At 63.0% G+C, this 16,700-nt stretch carries 15 protein-coding genes; 8 read left to right on the top strand and 7 right to left on the bottom strand.

The features are described 5' to 3' along the window. Nucleotides 1–22: 22 nt before the first annotated feature. Nucleotides 23–961, bottom strand: coding sequence for a methyltransferase (locus ABIE33_RS05670; protein WP_429122416.1), 939 nt, complete (start codon nt 959–961; stop codon nt 23–25). A 153-nt stretch (nt 962–1,114) separates the two neighbouring features. On the opposite strand from ABIE33_RS05670, the gene ABIE33_RS05665 reads away from it, so the two are divergent. The 3 genes from ABIE33_RS05665 to ABIE33_RS05655 all read left to right on the top strand — a co-directional run bounded on the left by ABIE33_RS05665 (nt 1,115) and on the right by ABIE33_RS05655 (nt 3,591). Beyond that, nucleotides 1,115–1,381, top strand: a complete 267-nt coding sequence (locus ABIE33_RS05665; RefSeq protein WP_053248759.1) for a DUF6460 domain-containing protein — start codon at nt 1,115–1,117, stop codon at nt 1,379–1,381. 2 nt (nt 1,382–1,383) lie between these two features. After that, nucleotides 1,384–1,887, top strand: coding sequence for a CAP domain-containing protein (locus ABIE33_RS05660; RefSeq protein WP_429122413.1), 504 nt, complete (start codon nt 1,384–1,386; stop codon nt 1,885–1,887). Between the two features lie 345 nt (nt 1,888–2,232). After that, nucleotides 2,233–3,591 (top strand): MATE family efflux transporter, encoded by a 1,359-nt coding sequence (locus ABIE33_RS05655; protein ID WP_429122410.1) that lies wholly within the window; start codon nt 2,233–2,235, stop codon nt 3,589–3,591. Here the strand turns inward: ABIE33_RS05655 and ABIE33_RS05650 are convergent. Both ABIE33_RS05650 and ABIE33_RS05645 read right to left on the bottom strand, forming a co-directional pair. Continuing rightward, entirely contained in the window at nt 3,567–4,655 is a 1,089-nt protein-coding gene (locus ABIE33_RS05650) for a quinone-dependent dihydroorotate dehydrogenase (protein ID WP_429122407.1), read from the bottom strand. The genes ABIE33_RS05655 and ABIE33_RS05650 overlap by 25 nt on opposite strands. Then, complete coding sequence (locus ABIE33_RS05645; protein WP_429122404.1) at nt 4,652–4,999, bottom strand: DUF952 domain-containing protein; 348 nt, start codon at nt 4,997–4,999, stop codon at nt 4,652–4,654. Before ABIE33_RS05645 ends, ABIE33_RS05650 begins: the two co-directional genes overlap by 4 nt. Nucleotides 5,000–5,120: 121 nt before the next feature. Between ABIE33_RS05645 and ABIE33_RS05640 the strand changes: the two genes are divergently transcribed. Together ABIE33_RS05640 and ABIE33_RS05635 are read left to right on the top strand one after the other, a co-directional pair. Continuing rightward, nucleotides 5,121–5,540: a hypothetical protein gene (locus tag ABIE33_RS05640; RefSeq protein WP_429122401.1), complete on the top strand. Its 420-nt coding sequence runs from the start codon at nt 5,121–5,123 to the stop codon at nt 5,538–5,540. A 75-nt stretch (nt 5,541–5,615) separates the two neighbouring features. Further along, complete coding sequence (locus ABIE33_RS05635; RefSeq protein ID WP_429122398.1) at nt 5,616–6,266, top strand: response regulator; 651 nt, start codon at nt 5,616–5,618, stop codon at nt 6,264–6,266. 116 nt (nt 6,267–6,382) lie between these two features. Here the strand turns inward: ABIE33_RS05635 and ABIE33_RS05630 are convergent, their stop codons facing one another. Continuing rightward, nucleotides 6,383–9,886, bottom strand: coding sequence for a PAS domain-containing hybrid sensor histidine kinase/response regulator (locus ABIE33_RS05630; protein WP_429122395.1), 3,504 nt, complete (start codon nt 9,884–9,886; stop codon nt 6,383–6,385). A gap of 271 nt (nt 9,887–10,157) precedes the next feature. Here ABIE33_RS05630 and mscL point away from each other — a divergent pair, with 271 nt between their 5' ends. The 3 genes from mscL to galE all read left to right on the top strand — a co-directional run bounded on the left by mscL (nt 10,158) and on the right by galE (nt 13,207). Beyond that, nucleotides 10,158–10,586: a large conductance mechanosensitive channel protein MscL gene (mscL, locus tag ABIE33_RS05625; RefSeq protein ID WP_429122391.1), complete on the top strand. Its 429-nt coding sequence runs from the start codon at nt 10,158–10,160 to the stop codon at nt 10,584–10,586. Nucleotides 10,587–10,834: 248 nt separating this feature from the next. After that, complete coding sequence (locus tag ABIE33_RS05620; RefSeq protein ID WP_429122389.1) at nt 10,835–12,001, top strand: pyridoxal phosphate-dependent aminotransferase; 1,167 nt, start codon at nt 10,835–10,837, stop codon at nt 11,999–12,001. 183 nt (nt 12,002–12,184) lie between these two features. Continuing rightward, a complete protein-coding gene (gene galE / locus ABIE33_RS05615) occupies nt 12,185–13,207 on the top strand; it encodes a UDP-glucose 4-epimerase GalE (protein ID WP_429122386.1) in 1,023 nt (340 codons plus the stop codon). A 30-nt stretch (nt 13,208–13,237) separates the two neighbouring features. Here the strand turns inward: galE and ABIE33_RS05610 are convergent, their stop codons facing one another. The 3 genes from ABIE33_RS05610 to ABIE33_RS05600 form a co-directional block, all read right to left on the bottom strand. Then, nucleotides 13,238–13,555, bottom strand: coding sequence for a chorismate mutase family protein (locus ABIE33_RS05610; protein ID WP_429122383.1), 318 nt, complete (start codon nt 13,553–13,555; stop codon nt 13,238–13,240). 442 nt (nt 13,556–13,997) lie between these two features. Next, the gene (gene cydB, locus ABIE33_RS05605; RefSeq protein WP_429122380.1) at nt 13,998–15,002 is read right to left on the bottom strand and encodes a cytochrome d ubiquinol oxidase subunit II; all 1,005 of its coding nucleotides are present in this window, start codon (nt 15,000–15,002) and stop codon (nt 13,998–14,000) included. Next, nucleotides 14,992–16,395, bottom strand: a complete 1,404-nt coding sequence (locus ABIE33_RS05600) for a cytochrome ubiquinol oxidase subunit I (protein ID WP_429122377.1) — start codon at nt 16,393–16,395, stop codon at nt 14,992–14,994. Before ABIE33_RS05600 ends, cydB begins: the two co-directional genes overlap by 11 nt. Nucleotides 16,396–16,700 lie beyond the last annotated feature (305 nt).

The raw sequence follows: 16,700 nt of genomic DNA, 5'->3' as shown, positions 1-16,700 counted from the left end.
TTTGCGGATCTGCCCTGCGTTTTTAAGCAGGCTTGCGGGCGAGAAACAGAATGCCCGAGATCGGTTGCCCGGCATCCATGCGGATGACGGTGCGCTCGACAGCCACCAATTCCAGACCGTGGGACGCAAGAAGCGCGCGGATATAGGCCTCGCTGTGGGCGTAGCGCAGCGACGGGCGCAGGACGAAGCCGTCGCCCACGCCGGCATCCTCCACCGAGAAGGCGAAAAGGCCCTGGCGGGAAAGCAATTCACCGACGATCTCGGCGACGCCATCGAGGCTGCCGAGATACATCAGCACGTCGGCGGCACTGACGAGATCGGCGCGAGCGGCAGTGAAGTTGCCGAAGACATCAGATTGTTCCGGAGGCAGCGACAGGTCGGCTCGCGCCAGCCTGTCATAGACGGCCTTTGTCTCTGCCTTTGCCAGCATGTTGGCGGAAATGTCGAAGCCTTCGAGAAACACGGCACGCTCGCGGATGCGCTCGCCGAACAGGCCGGTGCCGCAACCGAGGTCGACCACATGCTCGAAACGCGCGCCCGCCGTTGACTTCTCTATCAGCGCGGCGAGCTTTTCCGGAACGCTGTAATCGAGCTTCTCCACCAGCGCGTGGTCGAACCTGTCGGCGTAGTCGTCGAAAAGCCGCTCGACATAGAGGCTCGGCGGCTGTTCCGGCATCTCGGTGGCGCCCAGCAGCGCCAGCTTCAGTCCGGCGCCGAAGATGTCTTTCGGATTGAGACGCAAGGTTTTGCGCAGCGCGTCGATCGCCGCCTCTTTCCGGCCCGATTTTTCCTCATAGTCCGCCAGCCGGAACCAGCCGGCAGCCCATTCCGGAACGCGTTCGAGCGCCTGCACCATGAGATCGGCCGCACTCTCGGGCTCGCCGGCCTCGGCAAGCATTTTTGCGTAGTCGGCGCGGCGGTCGGCGATCAGGTCGCCGGAGGAGAGCTGGTTGAGCGTCATCAATGTGAGATGTTGGTTGCGATCAGCGCTTCTGACGCCGGACCGGGCAAAACACAAGCGGAATCTGAAAGCCGGGCAGACGCCCGTCTTTTCCGGTGACTTGCGAGGGTGCGAATGGCAGCTTATGTGAAGGGAAACAGGAGTATTTCGCCGATGTCGGACGGAGTGAACAAATTCTTGGGGGATTCGCCATTGCGCGTTCTCGTCAAGCTCGTCGTGGTGTCGATCCTCGTCGGGTTCGTCATGACCGTTTTCGGCTGGTATCCCGCCGACATCTATTTCGGCATCCGCAACTTCCTGCTCGACCTCTGGCACACGGGCTTCTCGGCTCTCGGTCGGGTCGGCGACTATCTGCTGCTCGGTGCTGCAATCGTCATTCCCGCCTTCCTCATCTTGCGTGTCATGAGCTACCGGCGTTGAACATGACGGATCAGCTTTTTTTCATCGAGCGGCGCGGCTTTCTGCGCGCCGGTGCCGTGCTTTCGCTCGGCATGATCGCCGGCTGCACGACATCCAACGTGCTGACGCCGGCAACCGGTACCGGCAGCGACCAGACCACGGCGAGCCTCGGCTATGTCAACGTCCTGCGCAAGGACAAGGGCCTGTCGCCGCTGGTGGCGGACAAGGCGGCTTCCGCTGCGGCCATGACCCAGGCGGCGAGAATGGCCAAGGTCGGCAAGATGCAGCACCTGATCGGCTGGAACGACAGCTTCTACGACCGGATGAAGAGCCAGGGCGTAGTCCTTCCTGCTGCCGAAAACATCGCTGTCGGCCAGGACGACGCCGAACGCGCCTATGACGCCTGGTACAAATCGCCCAAGCATCTGGAAAACATGCTCGGCAACTACCGCGGTCTCGGCGTGGCCGTGGCGCAGAACGCCGCTTCGGGCAACCGGCCCTACTGGGCCATGGTGCTGGCGGGTTAAGCGCTCCTTTTCTCTGTCAATCGCAGTCGATGCGGCCCCTCATCCCCCTGCCGGGACCTTCTCCGCGCAGGCGGGAGAAGGGACGATATTGCGCGGCCTCGACTCCCTTTGGGCGTTAGGTTTGGTCCCAATGCTTGTCGATATCTGTGGTTTTGGCTGTAAATGCCAAGCAATCGGCGGTTACGGCCTTTCGCTTCGCTTCTCCCCGCAAGCGGGGATGAGGTTAGGGTGAGGGGCCCTTGCGGCGTGAGGCATCGATTGCGACGACCGCCCGCAGCACCTTGCGTCCCCCCATCCTTCGTCCGTAAAAAGGTTGTCACGCACTCATTGCGCCGGGACCGATCGATGACCGCCGCTTCTGCCGCCTCGCCGAGCGATCCCGCCGGCCCCTTTCAGGTCACGCACCGGCTGGTCTTTGCGATTGCGCTGCCGATGACGCTGGGCTTCCTCACCACGCCGTTGCTCGGCCTCGTCGATACTGCGGTCGTCGGCCGCATGGGCCAGGCGACGCTGCTGGCCGGGCTTGCGGTCGGCGCGGTGATGTTCGACCTGATCTTCACCACCTTCAATTTCCTGCGCGCCGCCACGACCGGCCTGGTCGCCCAAGCCTATGGCCGGGGCGATCAATGCGAACAACAGGCCGTCTTCTGGCGCTCGCTGGTGATCGCGCTTTTGGCGGGTGTCGCGCTCGTCGCGCTGTCGCCGCTGCTGCTTGCCGGCGGTCTTTGGTTGATGAATCCGCCTGGGGAAGTAGAGGCCGTCACCCGCACCTATTTTCTCTATCGCATCCTTTCCGGTCCGGCTGCGCTCGCCAACTACGCCATTCTCGGTTTCGTGCTCGGGCGCGGCGAAGGCACGATCGGTCTGATGCTGCAGATGCTGATCAACGGCATCAACATCGTGCTGTCGATCCTGCTCGGCCTGGTCCTCGGCTGGGGTGTCGCCGGTGTCGCGATCGCAACCGTTACGGGCGAGGTGATCGGCGCGCTGGTCGGCTTTGTCATCGTCTACGGTCGGTTCGACCGGAAGCACGCGCCAGGCTGGTCGATGATCTTTGATCGTGACCGGCTGAAGCCGCTGTTCGGGCTCAACCGCGACATCATGATCCGCTCCTTCGTGCTGGTTGCCGCCTTCACATTGATGACGCGCATCGGCACGGCCTTCGGCCCGGTGACCTTGGCCGCGAACGCGGTGCTGATGACCATCTTCCTCGTTGCCGGCTACTACCTCGATGGCCTTGCCAATGCAGCCGAGCAGCTGATCGGCCGCTCCATCGGCGCGCATTACCGTCCGGCGTTCGATCGGGCGCTGAAGCTGACCGCCGCCTGGTCGTTCGGCCTTGCCGCACTGACGACCGTGGCGTTTCTGCTCTTCGGCAACGGGCTAGTCGACCTGTTGACGACCGCCCCGGATGTCCGCACGGTGGCTTATGAATATCTACCCTGGGCAGCGCTGACGGCGATGACCGGCGCGCTTGCCTTCCTGATGGATGGAGTCTTCATCGGCGCCACCTGGTCGCGCGACATGCGCAACATGATGCTGGTCGCCCTTGCCGGATATGTCGCGGCGCTGGCGATCCTCGTCCCCGCCTTCGGCAATCACGGCCTATGGGCGGGGCTCAATCTTTTTCTCTTGATGCGTGGCCTGTTCCTGCTAGCCAGAATTCCCGCGAAGGCAGGTCAGACCTTTCGCTCGGCCCAGTAGTCGAGGCGGCTGTCGCGAAGATCGCGGATCGATGTCAGGCCTTCGCGATCGCACAGATCGGAAAGCCCGCGCACGATCCGGCCGGGAAGCGTCGGGCCTTCATAGACCATGCAGGAATAGAGCTGGACCAGGTCGGCGCCGGCGCGGATCTTCTCCGCAGCCGTTTCGGCCGAGCTGACGCCACCGACGCCGATGATCGGCAGATCCGGGCCGACGCGCTTGCGCATCCGGGCAAGCACGGCCGTCGACTTCTCGAACAGCGGTTTGCCGGAAAGCCCGCCCGCTTCCTTCGCCTGGGCCTGGTCTTTGAGGCCGTCGCGGGCGAGTGTCGTGTTCGAGACGATCAATCCGTCGAGATCCTGGGCGAGCACTTCGGCTGCGATGTCGTCCATGCCTTCATCGGTCAGGTCGGGAGCGATCTTGAGGAAGACCGGCACGCGCCTGTTGCTGCGCGAGGCTTCCTCGTCACGTGCGGCAAGCACGGCCGAAAGCAGCGTGGCCAGGCTCTCGCGCGCCTGCAGGTCGCGAAGGCCCGGCGTATTCGGCGAGGAGATGTTGGCGGTGAAGTACCTGGCGACGGAGTAGAAGGTGTGGATGCCGCTGACATAGTCGCCGATGCGGTCGGCGCTGTCCTTGTTGGCGCCGATATTGACGCCGATCAGCGCATCGCGCGAGCAGGCCTTGAGGCGCGCCAGGGCCGCGCCATGACCCTCATTGTTGAAGCCGAGGCGATTGATCACCGCTTCGTCTTCCACCAGGCGAAAGATGCGCGGCTTGTCGTTGCCCGACTGTGGACGCGGTGTCACCGTTCCGATCTCGGTAAAGCCAAAGCCGATCTTCAGCAGTGCTTCCGGCACTTCGGCATTCTTGTCGTATCCGGCCGCCATGCCGAGCGGATTGGGGAAGGTAATACCGGCAACGGTCTGGGCGAGCCGCTTGTCCTGTCTGGACGGACAGCTCGGCACGAGACCAGTCTTCAACGCCTTGATCGACAAGCCGTGGGCGGCCTCCGGATCGAAGAGGAAAAGGCCGCGGCGGGCAAGATTGGCAAAGGGATTGTTCATGCGTCGAGTTCCGGGAAAACGTGAAGGCCGTCGGCGCCGAGCGGCAGCGGCTTTTCCCACAGCACGGCCGAAAGGAACAGCGGTGCGTAGAGATGCGGGAAGAGGGCGCCGCCGCGTGACGGCTCATAGACCAGCTCTTCGCCGAGCGCATCGCCATCGATCGCCACCAGCAGCAGGCCTTCCTGCCCTTCGAAGTGGCGCGCCGCGGTCTCGATCGCCTGCTCGCCGGTCGAAAAATGGATGAAGCCGTCGGCCAGGTCGACGGGCGCGCCATCGAAACGGCCGGTGCGCTTGGCTTCCTGCCATAGTGCGGCCGGAACGATCTTGTATATGATTGAGCTCATGATGCCCGCTTGTCCGTCGTGATATCCTGTCGTGGCCTTGCCGCAAATATCGGCGATTGTCCATTGCTGAAGGTCGTTCACCGGCGGATTTCCGCCGCATGTCCGCAACGGAGAGGAAGTCATGAGTAAAGTAATCGCAGTTCTGCTGGTCGGCGCAAGCCTTGGCCTTGCCACAGGCGCGCGCGCCCAGGACCCGGCGCCGGGCCGCTATGCCATGCAGAAGTCGGAGACCGGCATTGCCCGGCTCGACACTCAGACCGGCGAGGTCTCGCTCTGCCAGGAGAGGGACGGCCAGCTCGTCTGCCGCATGGCTGCCGATGAGCGCACGGCATTCGAATTGGAGATCGATCTCCTGACCAAGCGGGTGGAAGCGCTGGAAAAGGCAGCCGAATCCGGTGGAGCCGTCGCAAAACCCGACCTTCCGACCGATGAAGAGATTGACCGGACAATGGGCATCATGGAAAGAATGATGCGCAAGTTCATGGATATCGTGAAGGATCTTGAAGGCAGCAGCGACGAAACGTCGCCGCAGAAGACCTGACGGGTCGGACGGACCGTGCGGCAACAATCGGCGTGGAGGCGCGGGTTGTAGCCGAGGCTCTTGGGAGGGAGCGACATGACGCCGGACATGACCATCATCATCGCAGACGATCACCCGCTGTTTCGTGGCGCCATGCGGCAGGCATTGAGCGGCATGGCCGGCGCGCCCGCCATCGTCGAAGCCGGCGACTTCGCTGCCGCGCGCAAGGCTGCCGCCGATTGTCCCGACGCCGACCTGATGCTGCTTGACCTCACCATGCCCGGCGTCAGCGGCCTGTCGGGCCTGATCGCACTTCGCGCCGAGTTTCCAAGCCTGCCGGTCATGGTGGTTTCCGCTCACGACGATCCGGCGACGATCCACCGGGCGCTCGATCTCGGCGCCTCCGGCTTCCTGTCAAAATCGGCGGGGATCGAAGAAATCCGCAACGGCATCGAGAAAGTCATGGCCGGCGAAGTCTTCGTGCCGGCCGGCTACGAACAGGGGCAGGAATACGAGCCGGAGGTCGCCGATCTCTTGCAGCGGCTGCAGACCTTGACGCCGCAGCAATCACGCGTTCTGAGCATGCTCGGCGAGGGCTTGCTCAACAAGCAGATCGCCTACGAGCTTGGGGTTTCCGAGGCGACCATCAAGGCGCATGTCTCGGCGATCCTGTTGAAGCTCAACGTCGACAGCCGCACCCAGGCCGTCATCCAGCTTTCGAAGATCGGCACTGTGGCAGCCGCTTAGAGCATCCCGCGCAAAAGTGTGCAGCGGTTTTACGCGGTATGCGGAAGAAAGAGCCTGAAGCGCGACAAGCTGATCCGAAAGATCGTTTGCGCTTCAACGTGGGCCGCTGGGTCGGGCTATTCCGCAGCCGTCTTTGCCGCCGTCGAGAGCTGGGTCAGCCACGCCCGCATGGCGGCCGGCCGCACCGGCTTGTTCTGCAGGGCGACGCCGTCGCGCTCCGCCGCTCCTCGCACTTCCGGCGACCGGTCGGCGGTAACCAGCAATGCCGGTATGTTTTCGCCGAGCAGCGCCCGGATGCGCGCGATCGCCTCGATGCCGGTGCCGTCGTCGAGATGGTAGTCGGCAATGATGGCGTGCGGACGCTCCTGTGCGGACGTCGACATCTCCGTGCAGGCGGCCAGCGATTCTGCCGTCGTGACGATGCAGCCCCAGCCCGACAGCAGCACCCGCATGCCTTCGATGATGCGCGGCTCGTTGTCGATGCAGAGCACGCGCAGACCGTTGAGCGCCTCGCTGGCCTTGGTCGTCGGCACCGGCCCAACGGCGACCCGTTCTCCGGCGGTCGGATCGAGCGGCACCGTGACCTTGAAACCGGTGCCCTTGCCGGGTTTGGACTGCAGGCTGACGGGATGGTTGAGCACGCGCGAAATCCGGTCGACGATGGAAAGTCCGAGGCCGAGGCCGGATGCGGTGCGCGCGCCTTCGTCGAGCCGCGCGAACTCCTTGAAGACAGTGCGGAACTTCGACGACGGAATGCCGATGCCGGAATCCAGCACTTCGATCGTTGCCATCTTGCCGCGCCGGCGCACGCCGACCAGCACCTTGCCTCTGAGCGTGTATTTGACGGCGTTCGAGACAAGGTTCTGCACCACACGCCTGAGCAGGTTCGGGTCGGTGCGCACCACCAGCGATGTCGGCATCACCACCAGCTCGAGGTCCTTCGCCCGCGCCATCGGCGCAAAATCCGTCTCTACCCGGCGCAGGAGATCGTTGAGCGGCACCGACTGCAGGCGCGCCTTCATCGCGCCGGTGTCGAGCCGGGAGATATCGAGCACGGCGCCGAGAATGGCTTCCACCGATTCCAGCGAGGAATCGATGTTTTCCACCAGCGTGCTGTTGTCCGATTCCCCAAGCCGTTCCACCAGCGAGGACGAGTAGAGCCGCGCGGCGTTGAGCGGCTGCAGGATGTCGTGACCGGCAGCGGCAAAGAAGCGTGTCTTGCCGATATTGGCCTCTTCGGCGGCGGCGCGGGCCTCGGCCAGCTCGTGGTTCACCCGCGTCAGCTCGCCGGTGCGCTCCGCCACCCGAAGTTCCAGCGTCTCGTTTGCCTGCTTCAGCGCCATGTCGGCGGCGACCCGCTGGGTGATGTCGGTGTAGGTCGTGACGATGCCCTTGTCGGGCATGGCGTTGGTGCGCACTTCGATAATCTGCTGGCCGTTTCCAAGCTCCATCAGGAACGGCTTGTCGAGGGTCAGGAAGTTGGCGATCAGCCGCTTCTCGTCCTCCTTACGGATGTCGCCCCGCTTGGTGAGGATCGCGACGATATCGGCAAGCGGGAAGCCCACCTGGCCGGCCGCCTCCGGCAGGTCGAGCAACTGGCGGAAGCGCCTGTTCCAGATGATCAGGTTGTTGGCATTGTCGAAGACGGCGATGCCCTGGTCCATCTGCGAAAGCGCGGTCTGCAGCATGTCCTGATTGTATTGCAGCGCTTCGCTGGCCTGATCGAGCAGCCAGGCCGTATCCGACGAGGTGTCGTCGACCCGTTGCAGCACCAGAGAAAAGACCAGGCGGGCCGAGGACGATCCGATGGCGCTGCCGAGCAGCTGCTCGGAGAAATGCACCAGCGCCATGTCGGCGGGCGCATTGTCGTCGAGCCAGCGGCCGGACTGGCGCTCATAGGTGTGGAACGAACGCTGCATGCGCTCGTCGCCCATGTAGCGCGCGATCGTCGCCTTGAGGTCGCGAACGGTGACTTTCGTCTTGCGGCCGCGAAACGCCCTTTCGCTGCGTGATCGCCGGGTGATGAAGACCCCTGCCTGGAAACGTTCGAGTGGCTTGGGTGCGCGCGTCAGCGAGCCGAGCACATACATGGTCAGGTTGATCAGCAGGCTGAGCGTGGTGGCGTTGACCAGAGGATCGGCATCGGCGCCGGAAAAGACGTCGGTGAAGGGCAGGAGGAAACTGAGGATGGTCGTTGCGACATGCGAATTATCAGGTCCGCCGAGGCTCGGCAGGAACAAGAGATAGGCCCAGACGAAAAAGCCCGAGACCATGCCGCAGATCGCGCCGCGGGCATTGGCCTGGCGCCAGACCAGGCCACCAAGCAGAGAAGGTGCCATCTGCGAAATGGCAACGAAGGAGAGAAGGCCGAGCGAGGCGAGGCCGGCGCTGATATCGGCCGAGCGGTAATAGGCATAGCCGAGCAGAAGCACGACGAAGATCGCCGTGCGACGGATGTTGAGCAGCGTGCCGGCGAGGTTTTCCTGCAGCCCGCCACGCTGGCCGAGGTTGCGGCGCAGGAACACCGGCATGACGATGTCGTTGGAGATCATGATCGACAGCGCCACGGAGGCAACGATCACCATGGCTGTCGCCGCCGAAAACCCGCCGATGAAGGTGATGAGCGTCAACAGCGGCAGGCCGTTGGCGAGCGGCAGCGTCAGCAGGTAGAGGTCGGCATCGCCGGAACCCGAGAAGGTCAGGATGCCGGCAATGGCGATCGGCAGAACGAAAAGGTTGATGGCGACCAGATAGAGCGGAAAGAGGATGCCGGCGGTACGCAACTCGCCTTCGGTGCGGTTCTCGACAACAGTGACGTGAAACTGCCGCGGTAACATGATGATCGCAAAGGCCGAGGTGACGATCAGCAGGATCCAGCGCGCGATCGGCGTTTCGTAGGAAAGCGCCTGCTCGACCGCCGGGCTCTGTTGGGCGAGCGTCCACAGATGCGTCGGCCCGTCGAAGATCACGAAGACGATGTAGAGACCGGCGGTGATCAGCGCCACCAGCTTGACCACCGATTCCATCGCGATTGCGAGGATCAGGCCGTCCTGGTGTTCGGTTGCATCCGTATGGCGGGTGCCGAAGACGATGGCGAAGCAGGCGAGAAACAGGGTGACGAGGAGCGGCAGATCGATGAAGCTTTGCCCGGCGCCGATGCCATAGTCGCTCGTGTTGATCATGGCGGCGACCGAGCTTGAGATCGCCTTCAGTTGCAGCGCGATATAAGGCACGGCGCCCACCAGCGAAATCAGCGCGACGATCGCTGCCACCGCCGGGTTCTTGCCGTGGCGGGCCGCGATGAAGTCGGCGACGGATGTCAGCTTCTCGGTCTTGGCCAGCCGGATGATCTTTCGGATCAGCGGCATGCCGAGTGTGAACATCAGGATCGGGCCGATGTAGATGCCGGTGAATTCGAGACCGCGCTCGGCCGCAAGACCGATGCCGCCGAAATAGGTCCAGGACGTGCAATAGATCGCAAGGCTCAGCGCATAGACCAGCGGCCTGCCTTTGACCGCAGTGCTTTTTCTCCTGGCCCGTCGGTCGCCGTAGCTTGCGACTGCGAAAAGCAGCAGCAGATAGGCGAAGGCCGAGGCGAAGATGACCGAACCCGAGAGCATGCCTCATTCCTCCGGGGGCAAGCATAGGCCAACTGCAAGAGGTTGAGAATTGCCTCGGCATCAGTCTTAAGTTCAAGGCGGCGTTACAGAAAGCGCGCCGCCGGCCGGCACCGGCAAGGGCTGGTCGCGATCGGGCAACTCGCTTGCATGCGATTTGATCAAAGGCAAAGAACGGTTTCCACATTGCCCGCTTTGGTTTAGATTCCGTGAACGGTTGCAGCGCGGGACAGCGCCGGCGGTCGCTTTCAACGGGGATAATACGGAGAGACGTATGCTGAATGAGTTCAAGGAGTTTATTGCCCGCGGGAACGTCATGGATCTCGCGGTCGGTGTGATCATCGGCGCCGCCTTCAGCAAGATCGTCACGTCGGTCGTCGAAGACCTCGTGATGCCCATCGTCGGTGCGCTCACCGGCGGCGGTTTCGACTTCTCCAACTACTTCCTGCCGCTGTCGGCCAACGTCACGGCGACGTCCCTTGCCGCTGCTCGCCAGCAGGGCGCCGTCTTTGCCTATGGCAACTTCATCACCGTGCTCATCAACTTCCTGATCCTCGCCTGGATCATCTTCCTGATGATCAAAGCGGTGAACCGCATGCGCAAATCGCTCGAAAAACAGAAGGAAGCAGGACCGGCCGCGCCGCCGCCGCAAGATATCCTGCTGCTCTCGGAAATTCGCGACCTGCTGAAGCAGCGCGCCTGAGTTCCTCTCCCTCGGGGCTCCGGCGTCGGCCGGAGCCCGCGAAACATCACAGAAATCAATAAGTCGGTCAGATAAAGTCGCGTGATCGCATCTGCGAAAGCGGCTAGAAGCGACGGGCAATCCGGAGCGGGATGAGGAAAAGTGCGCGCGGTTTTCCACCCGTATTCTGCTCTAACCTATGAGAATCGTTCACGTTCAAGATTTTGGGTCCACCCGACCCAAAGCCATCGTGATCCAGGAGCCCGTCGATGACCATCATGACCACCATCAGCCCCCGTGCACTCTCGGCGCCGGAAAGCGGCATCGTCGAGGTCGTGAACTATGCCCGTGGGCGCGACGGTTTGATCCCGCTCTGGGTGGGCGAGGGCGATCTTTCGACCCCGACCTTCATTTCCGAAGCGGCCAGCGAAGCGCTGCTCGCCGGCGAGACCTTCTACACCTGGCAGCGCGGCATCCCGCCGCTGCGCGAAGCGCTGTCGCGCTACTACCAGCGCCGATTCCAGAAGGATCTTTCGCCGGAGCATTTCTATGTCACCGGCTCGGGCATGCAGGCGATCAAGCTTTCGATCGAGGCGATCACGTCGCCGGGCGACGAAATGGTGCTTCTGACCCCTGCCTGGCCGAACTTTGCCGCAGCCGCCGAACTGTCGGGCGTCAAGCCCGTTTCCGTTGAGCTCCGCTTCGAAAACGGCACGTGGCAGCTCGACCACGAGCGGCTCGAAGCGGCAATCGGTCCGAAGACCAGGGCCCTGTTCATCAACACGCCGTCGAACCCGACCGGCTGGACCGCGAGCCATGACGATCTTCGCGCCATTCTGGCACTGGCGCGCAAGCACGGCCTCTGGATCGTCGCCGACGAGATCTATGCGCTCTATCATTACGCCGGTGGCCGGGCGCCTTCTTTCCTTGACGTGATGGACGACGACGAGCGCATCATCTTCGTCAACTCCTTCTCCAAGAACTGGTCGATGACCGGCTGGCGCGTCGGCTGGATCGCCGCCCCGCCGGCAATTGGCCAGGTGCTTGAAAACCTGGTGCAATATGCAACCTCAGGTGTGGCGCAGTTCATGCAGCGCGGCGCCGTCGTGGCGCTGGACGAGGGCGATGCTTTCGTCGACGCCAACATTGCCAAGGCGGCACAAAGCCGTGACCTCTTGTGCGACGCGCTGATCGCGACCAATCGGGTCGAAACGCTGAAGCCGGACGGTGCGATCTACACGTTCCTCAAGATCGACGGCGTCACGGATTCGCGGGCTGCGGCGATCGACATCGTCGACAAGACAGGCGTTGGCCTTGCTCCGGGAACCGCCTTCGGCGATGGCGGCTCGTTGTTCATGCGCGCCTGCTTTCTGCGTGATCCGGCCCAGGTCGCAGAAGCGGCAAACCGCCTGCAGAATTACATTCTCAGCCGGTAAAGACCGGCCGCAATAGAGGTCGGCATGCGCCAAATGCCGCGCCGACCTTTCCGCGTGACCATTTCTTAACTCTACACCAAGGAATTGTGGTGCCCCGACCGTGCAGGCGTGCGGCCTTTACCTATTCCGAAAGCATCCCTGGGCTTTGCTGTCGACAGTGGTCCAGGGAACGGGAAGCAGTGAATGGCCGTATTGGTAACGGGCGGTGCCGGCTATATCGGCAGCCACATGACGTGGGCGTTGCTCGACGCGCATGAGGATGTGGTCGTGCTCGATCGGCTGTCGACCGGCTTCCGCTGGGCCGTGCCACCCGAGGCGCGCTTCTACCGTGGCGATGTCGGCGACAAGGCCTTGCTGGCGCGTATCTTCGAAGAGAACAGCATCGATGCGGTCGTGCATTTCGCCGGTTCGGCGATCGTGCCCGAATCAGTTGCCAACCCGCTTGCCTATTATGACAACAACACCGCCACCACGCGCACGCTGATAGAGGCTGGCGTCAAGGCGGGGATCGGCCGTTTCGTCTTCTCGTCGACGGCCGCCGTCTATGGCAGCCAGGACGGCGGGGAACCCGTGCGCGAGACGGCAGCCCTTAAACCCGAAAGCCCCTATGGGCTATCGAAGCTGATGGCCGAATTGATCCTGCGGGATGCAGCTGCAGCCCACGATTTCAGCTATGTGGCGTTGCGCTATTTCAACGTCGCCGGCGCCGATCCCCTGGGCAGGGCAGGTCAGTCGACGATCGGCGCAACCCATCTGATCAAGGTCGCCTGCGAAGCGGCGCTTGGCAAGCGACCGAAGGTCGATATCTACGGCATTGACTATACGACGCCCGATGGCACCGGCATCCGTGACTACATCCACGTGACCGACCTTGTCGAAGCGCATATGCGTGCGCTTGCCTATCTCAGGGCCGGCGGGGAGCCGCTGGTCAGCAATTGCGGCTACGGCCAGGGTTTTTCCGTGTTGCAGGTCATCGACACCATCAGGCGCATCTCCGGCCGTGACATTGCGGTTGAGCACGGACCGCGGCGACCGGGCGATATCGCTCGCATCGTTGCCGATCCCTCGCTCGCACGGCTGAAGCTCGATTGGGTACCGGCCCATGCAAGCCTTGACGAGATCGTCGAGAGCGCCTTCGCCTGGGAAGAGCATCTGGCGCGCAAAAACAGCTACGACCTGCCGCGCCCACAGATGCGGTTAGTCTGATATCAACGCAGGTTGGTATGGGGCCTTCGATCAGGGCGTTTGATCGTCGCTCGTTTCGCCCAGTATCTTTTGTTCATGCGCGATCGCGTGGTTGATCAGCCGTGCCCAGATCTCTTCGTAGAAATCCGGGTCCAGGTTCTGGCTCTCGGCATTCTTGCGGGCATTCTCACGCACTTCCATGACCCGCGCCGGGATATCGGCCTTCAGTTTCAGCGGCCGTTTGATTTCCGCCGCCCGGTCGATATAGCCCCAGCGCTCGGCGAAAAGCGCCATCAAGGCCTGATCGAGCCGATCGATCTCGGCGCGCACATCGGCCATGGTCGTGCATTCGGCTGGGGTCTTTTGCATCTGTCTCGTCCGGTTGCGGCAGTGATGCCTGGCGCGTCCGCATGGGCGCGGCGTTCTTGTGGCGCACTGCTAACAAACGGCGGGTGATCTGAGAAGAGGCAACAGGGTCGCACGGTCCGGGTGCCATCCAGGGGATGGTCACCGGGTGCCACCGTGTCGGTGGTCACCTGATGCCACCGGGACGGTGGTCACCTCAGCAGGCGATCGCCTGGCGGGGGAGGAGGGTGCGGTCCTGTCTCCGTCCGCGGCGATCGCCTGCTGACGTGTTGGGAAAAGCTAACCCGCCAAGCTTGAGCGAGGCTTTTTGCCCTGTCATCGAAACGTTACAATCAGGTGCCGATCATCAATTTGATTATGAGGCCGACGACGGTGACGGTGGCAACGCCGGCGCACCAAAGCCCGACGAACCACAGAAGCTTTCGGCCGGTTCCCGTTTCGCTCTTCAATGGTAGCCCTCCTCCGGATCGATCTTGCCGCGGAAGACCCAGTAGGCGTAGCCGGTATAGGCAAGGATGATCGGCACCAGCACCAATGCGCCGGCGAGCAGGAACGACAGGCTTTCGTCGGGCGCTGCCGCATCCCAGATCGTCAGCGATGGCGGCACGATATAGGGAAAGAAGCTGATGCCGATGCCGGCATAGCCGAGCACGAACAGTCCGAGGGCGGCAAGGAACGGCCGGCTGTCATGACGGGTCCTGATGCCTGAAATCAAAAGGTAGAGGCAGGCAAGCACCAGGAGCGGCACGATGATGCTGAAGATCGCCGTCGGCCAGCCGAACCAGCGCTCCAGATAGAGCGGCTCGAGGAAGGGCGTCCACAGGCTGACGATGCCCATGGCGGCGATGGTGCCGAACGAGCATTTGAGGGCGAGGCGGCGCGCGCGATCCGCCAGGTCGCCATGGGTCTTCATGACCAGCCAGGTGGCGCCGAGTAGCGCATAGCCGACGACGACGGCGATGCCGGTCATGATCGAGAACGGCGTCAGCCAATCCCACCAGCCGCCGGTATAGGCACGGTTGGCGACGGGGATACCCTGGACCAGTGCCCCGAGCGTGATGCCTTGCGCAAAAGCAGCGAGCATCGAGCCGCCCGAGAAAGCCCAGTTCCAGAGATACTCGGCTCGCCTGGTGCGCCAGCGATATTCGAACGCGACGCCGCGGAAGATGAGGCCGATGACCATGGCGATGATAGGCGCGTAAAGGGCCGGCAGGATCGTGGCGTAGGCAAGCGGGAACACCGCCATCAGGCCGCCGCCGCCCAGAACAAGCCAGGTCTCGTTGCCGTCCCAGACGGGCGCGACCGAGTTCATCATCACGTCGCGATCGTGCTTCTGCGGAAAGAACGGGAAGAGGATGCCGACACCGAGGTCGAACCCGTCGAGGATGACATAGGCGAGCACCGCAAACGCGATGATGCCGGCCCAGATCAGCGGCAGATCAATGTCCATGATGACCTCCATGGGGGTTGGCGAGGGCGGCACCGGCCGTGCGGATCGGTCCCTCGTCGAGATCCGGCGACGGATCGCGCGGCAGTCGCGCCATCAGCCGCAGGATGTAGAAGGTGCCGGCTCCGAAAACGAAGAAGTAGACGATGATGAAGGCGAGCAGCGAAGCGCCGACGGCAGGCGCCGCAATCGGTGCGACCGAGTCTGCTGTCAGCAGATGGCCGTAGACCGTATAGGGTTGTCGCCCGACCTCGGTGGTGACCCAGCCGGCAAGCACGGCGACAAAGCCGGCCGGTCCCATCAAGACTGCGGCGCGATGCAGCCAGGCATTGCTGTCGAGCGTACCGCGATACCGACACCACAGGCTCCAGAGCCCGATACCGAGCATGGCGAAGCCGAGGCCGACCATGACGCGGAAGGACCAGAAGACGATGCCGACGGGCGGATGCAGCTCCTCGGCAATGGTGTCGAGGCCGGCAAGCGGCGCGTTCAGATCATGCTTGAGGATCAGGCTCGACAGCTTCGGCACCTCGATCGCGTAGTCAACGCGCTTCTCGGCAGAATTGGGAATGCCGAAGAGGATGAGCGGCGCGCCATCCGGATGGCTCTGGTAATGACCTTCCATCGCCATCACCTTGGCCGGCTGATGTTCCAGCGTGTTGAGGCCGTGCATGTCGCCGGCAAAGATCTGGATTGGCGCTACGATCGCCGCCATCCACATCGCCATCGAGAACATTTTTCGCGCGCGGCGCGGTGCGGTCTTGCGGATGAGATGCCAGGCGCCGCAGGCGCCGACGACGAAGGCTGTCGTCAGATAGGCGGCAAGCACCATGTGCCCCAGGCGGTAGGGGAAGGACGGGTTGAAGACGATCGCCCACCAGTCGACCGGCACGAACTGTCCGACTTCGTTGATAGCAAAGCCCCTCGGCGTCTGCATCCAGGAGTTTGCCGAAAGGATCCAGGTGGCCGAGATCAGCGTGCCGATCGCCACCATGGCGGTAGCCAGAAAATGCAGCTTCGGCCCAACGCGGTTGAGGCCGAAAAGCATGACGCCGAGGAAGCCCGCCTCAAGGAAGAAGGCGGTCAGCACTTCATAGCCCATCAGCGGCCCGATGATCGGCCCGGCCTTGTCGGAAAAGACGCTCCAGTTGGTGCCGAACTGATAGGACATGACGATGCCGGAGACGACGCCCATGCCGAAGGCGACGGCGAAGATCGTCTTCCAGAAGTTGAAGAGCTCGAGATAGACCTCGTCCTTCTTCCACAGCCACAGAGCTTCAAGCACCGCAAGGTAGCTCGCAAGCCCGATCGAGAAGGCCGGGAAGATGATGTGGAACGAAACGGTGAAGGCGAACTGGATGCGGGCAAGTATGGTCGCATCGAAATTTTCAAACACGGCACAATCCTTTCAGACGTGCAGCGCCGCGTGTCGATCCTGGCGCACGGGGGGCACTGCAGCTCTCTGGTCTGCTGCGCATTGTCAGCCTCGGATCATTGCGATCCCAGGCGTTGCGCAGTGCCTTTCGGGCCGGGCCAATCCTGTGGTTGTACCCGCGTTTCAGCATGTGCTTGAATCTGCGCCAAAATTGCCAAAGGTCAATGACGGGTCGGCCGCCACGTTGTCACACTGCGGCAATGTCGCGCTTGCGGCAAAAGGGAGCGGGCGGGCCGGCTACCAATGGCAGGCGCCCATGGGCTAAG

This window comes from Ensifer sp. 4252, assembly GCF_050434565.1.
In the GTDB taxonomy this organism is placed as follows: Bacteria; Pseudomonadota; Alphaproteobacteria; order Rhizobiales; family Rhizobiaceae; genus Ensifer.
This window is presented reverse-complemented; position numbering and strand designations above follow the sequence as displayed.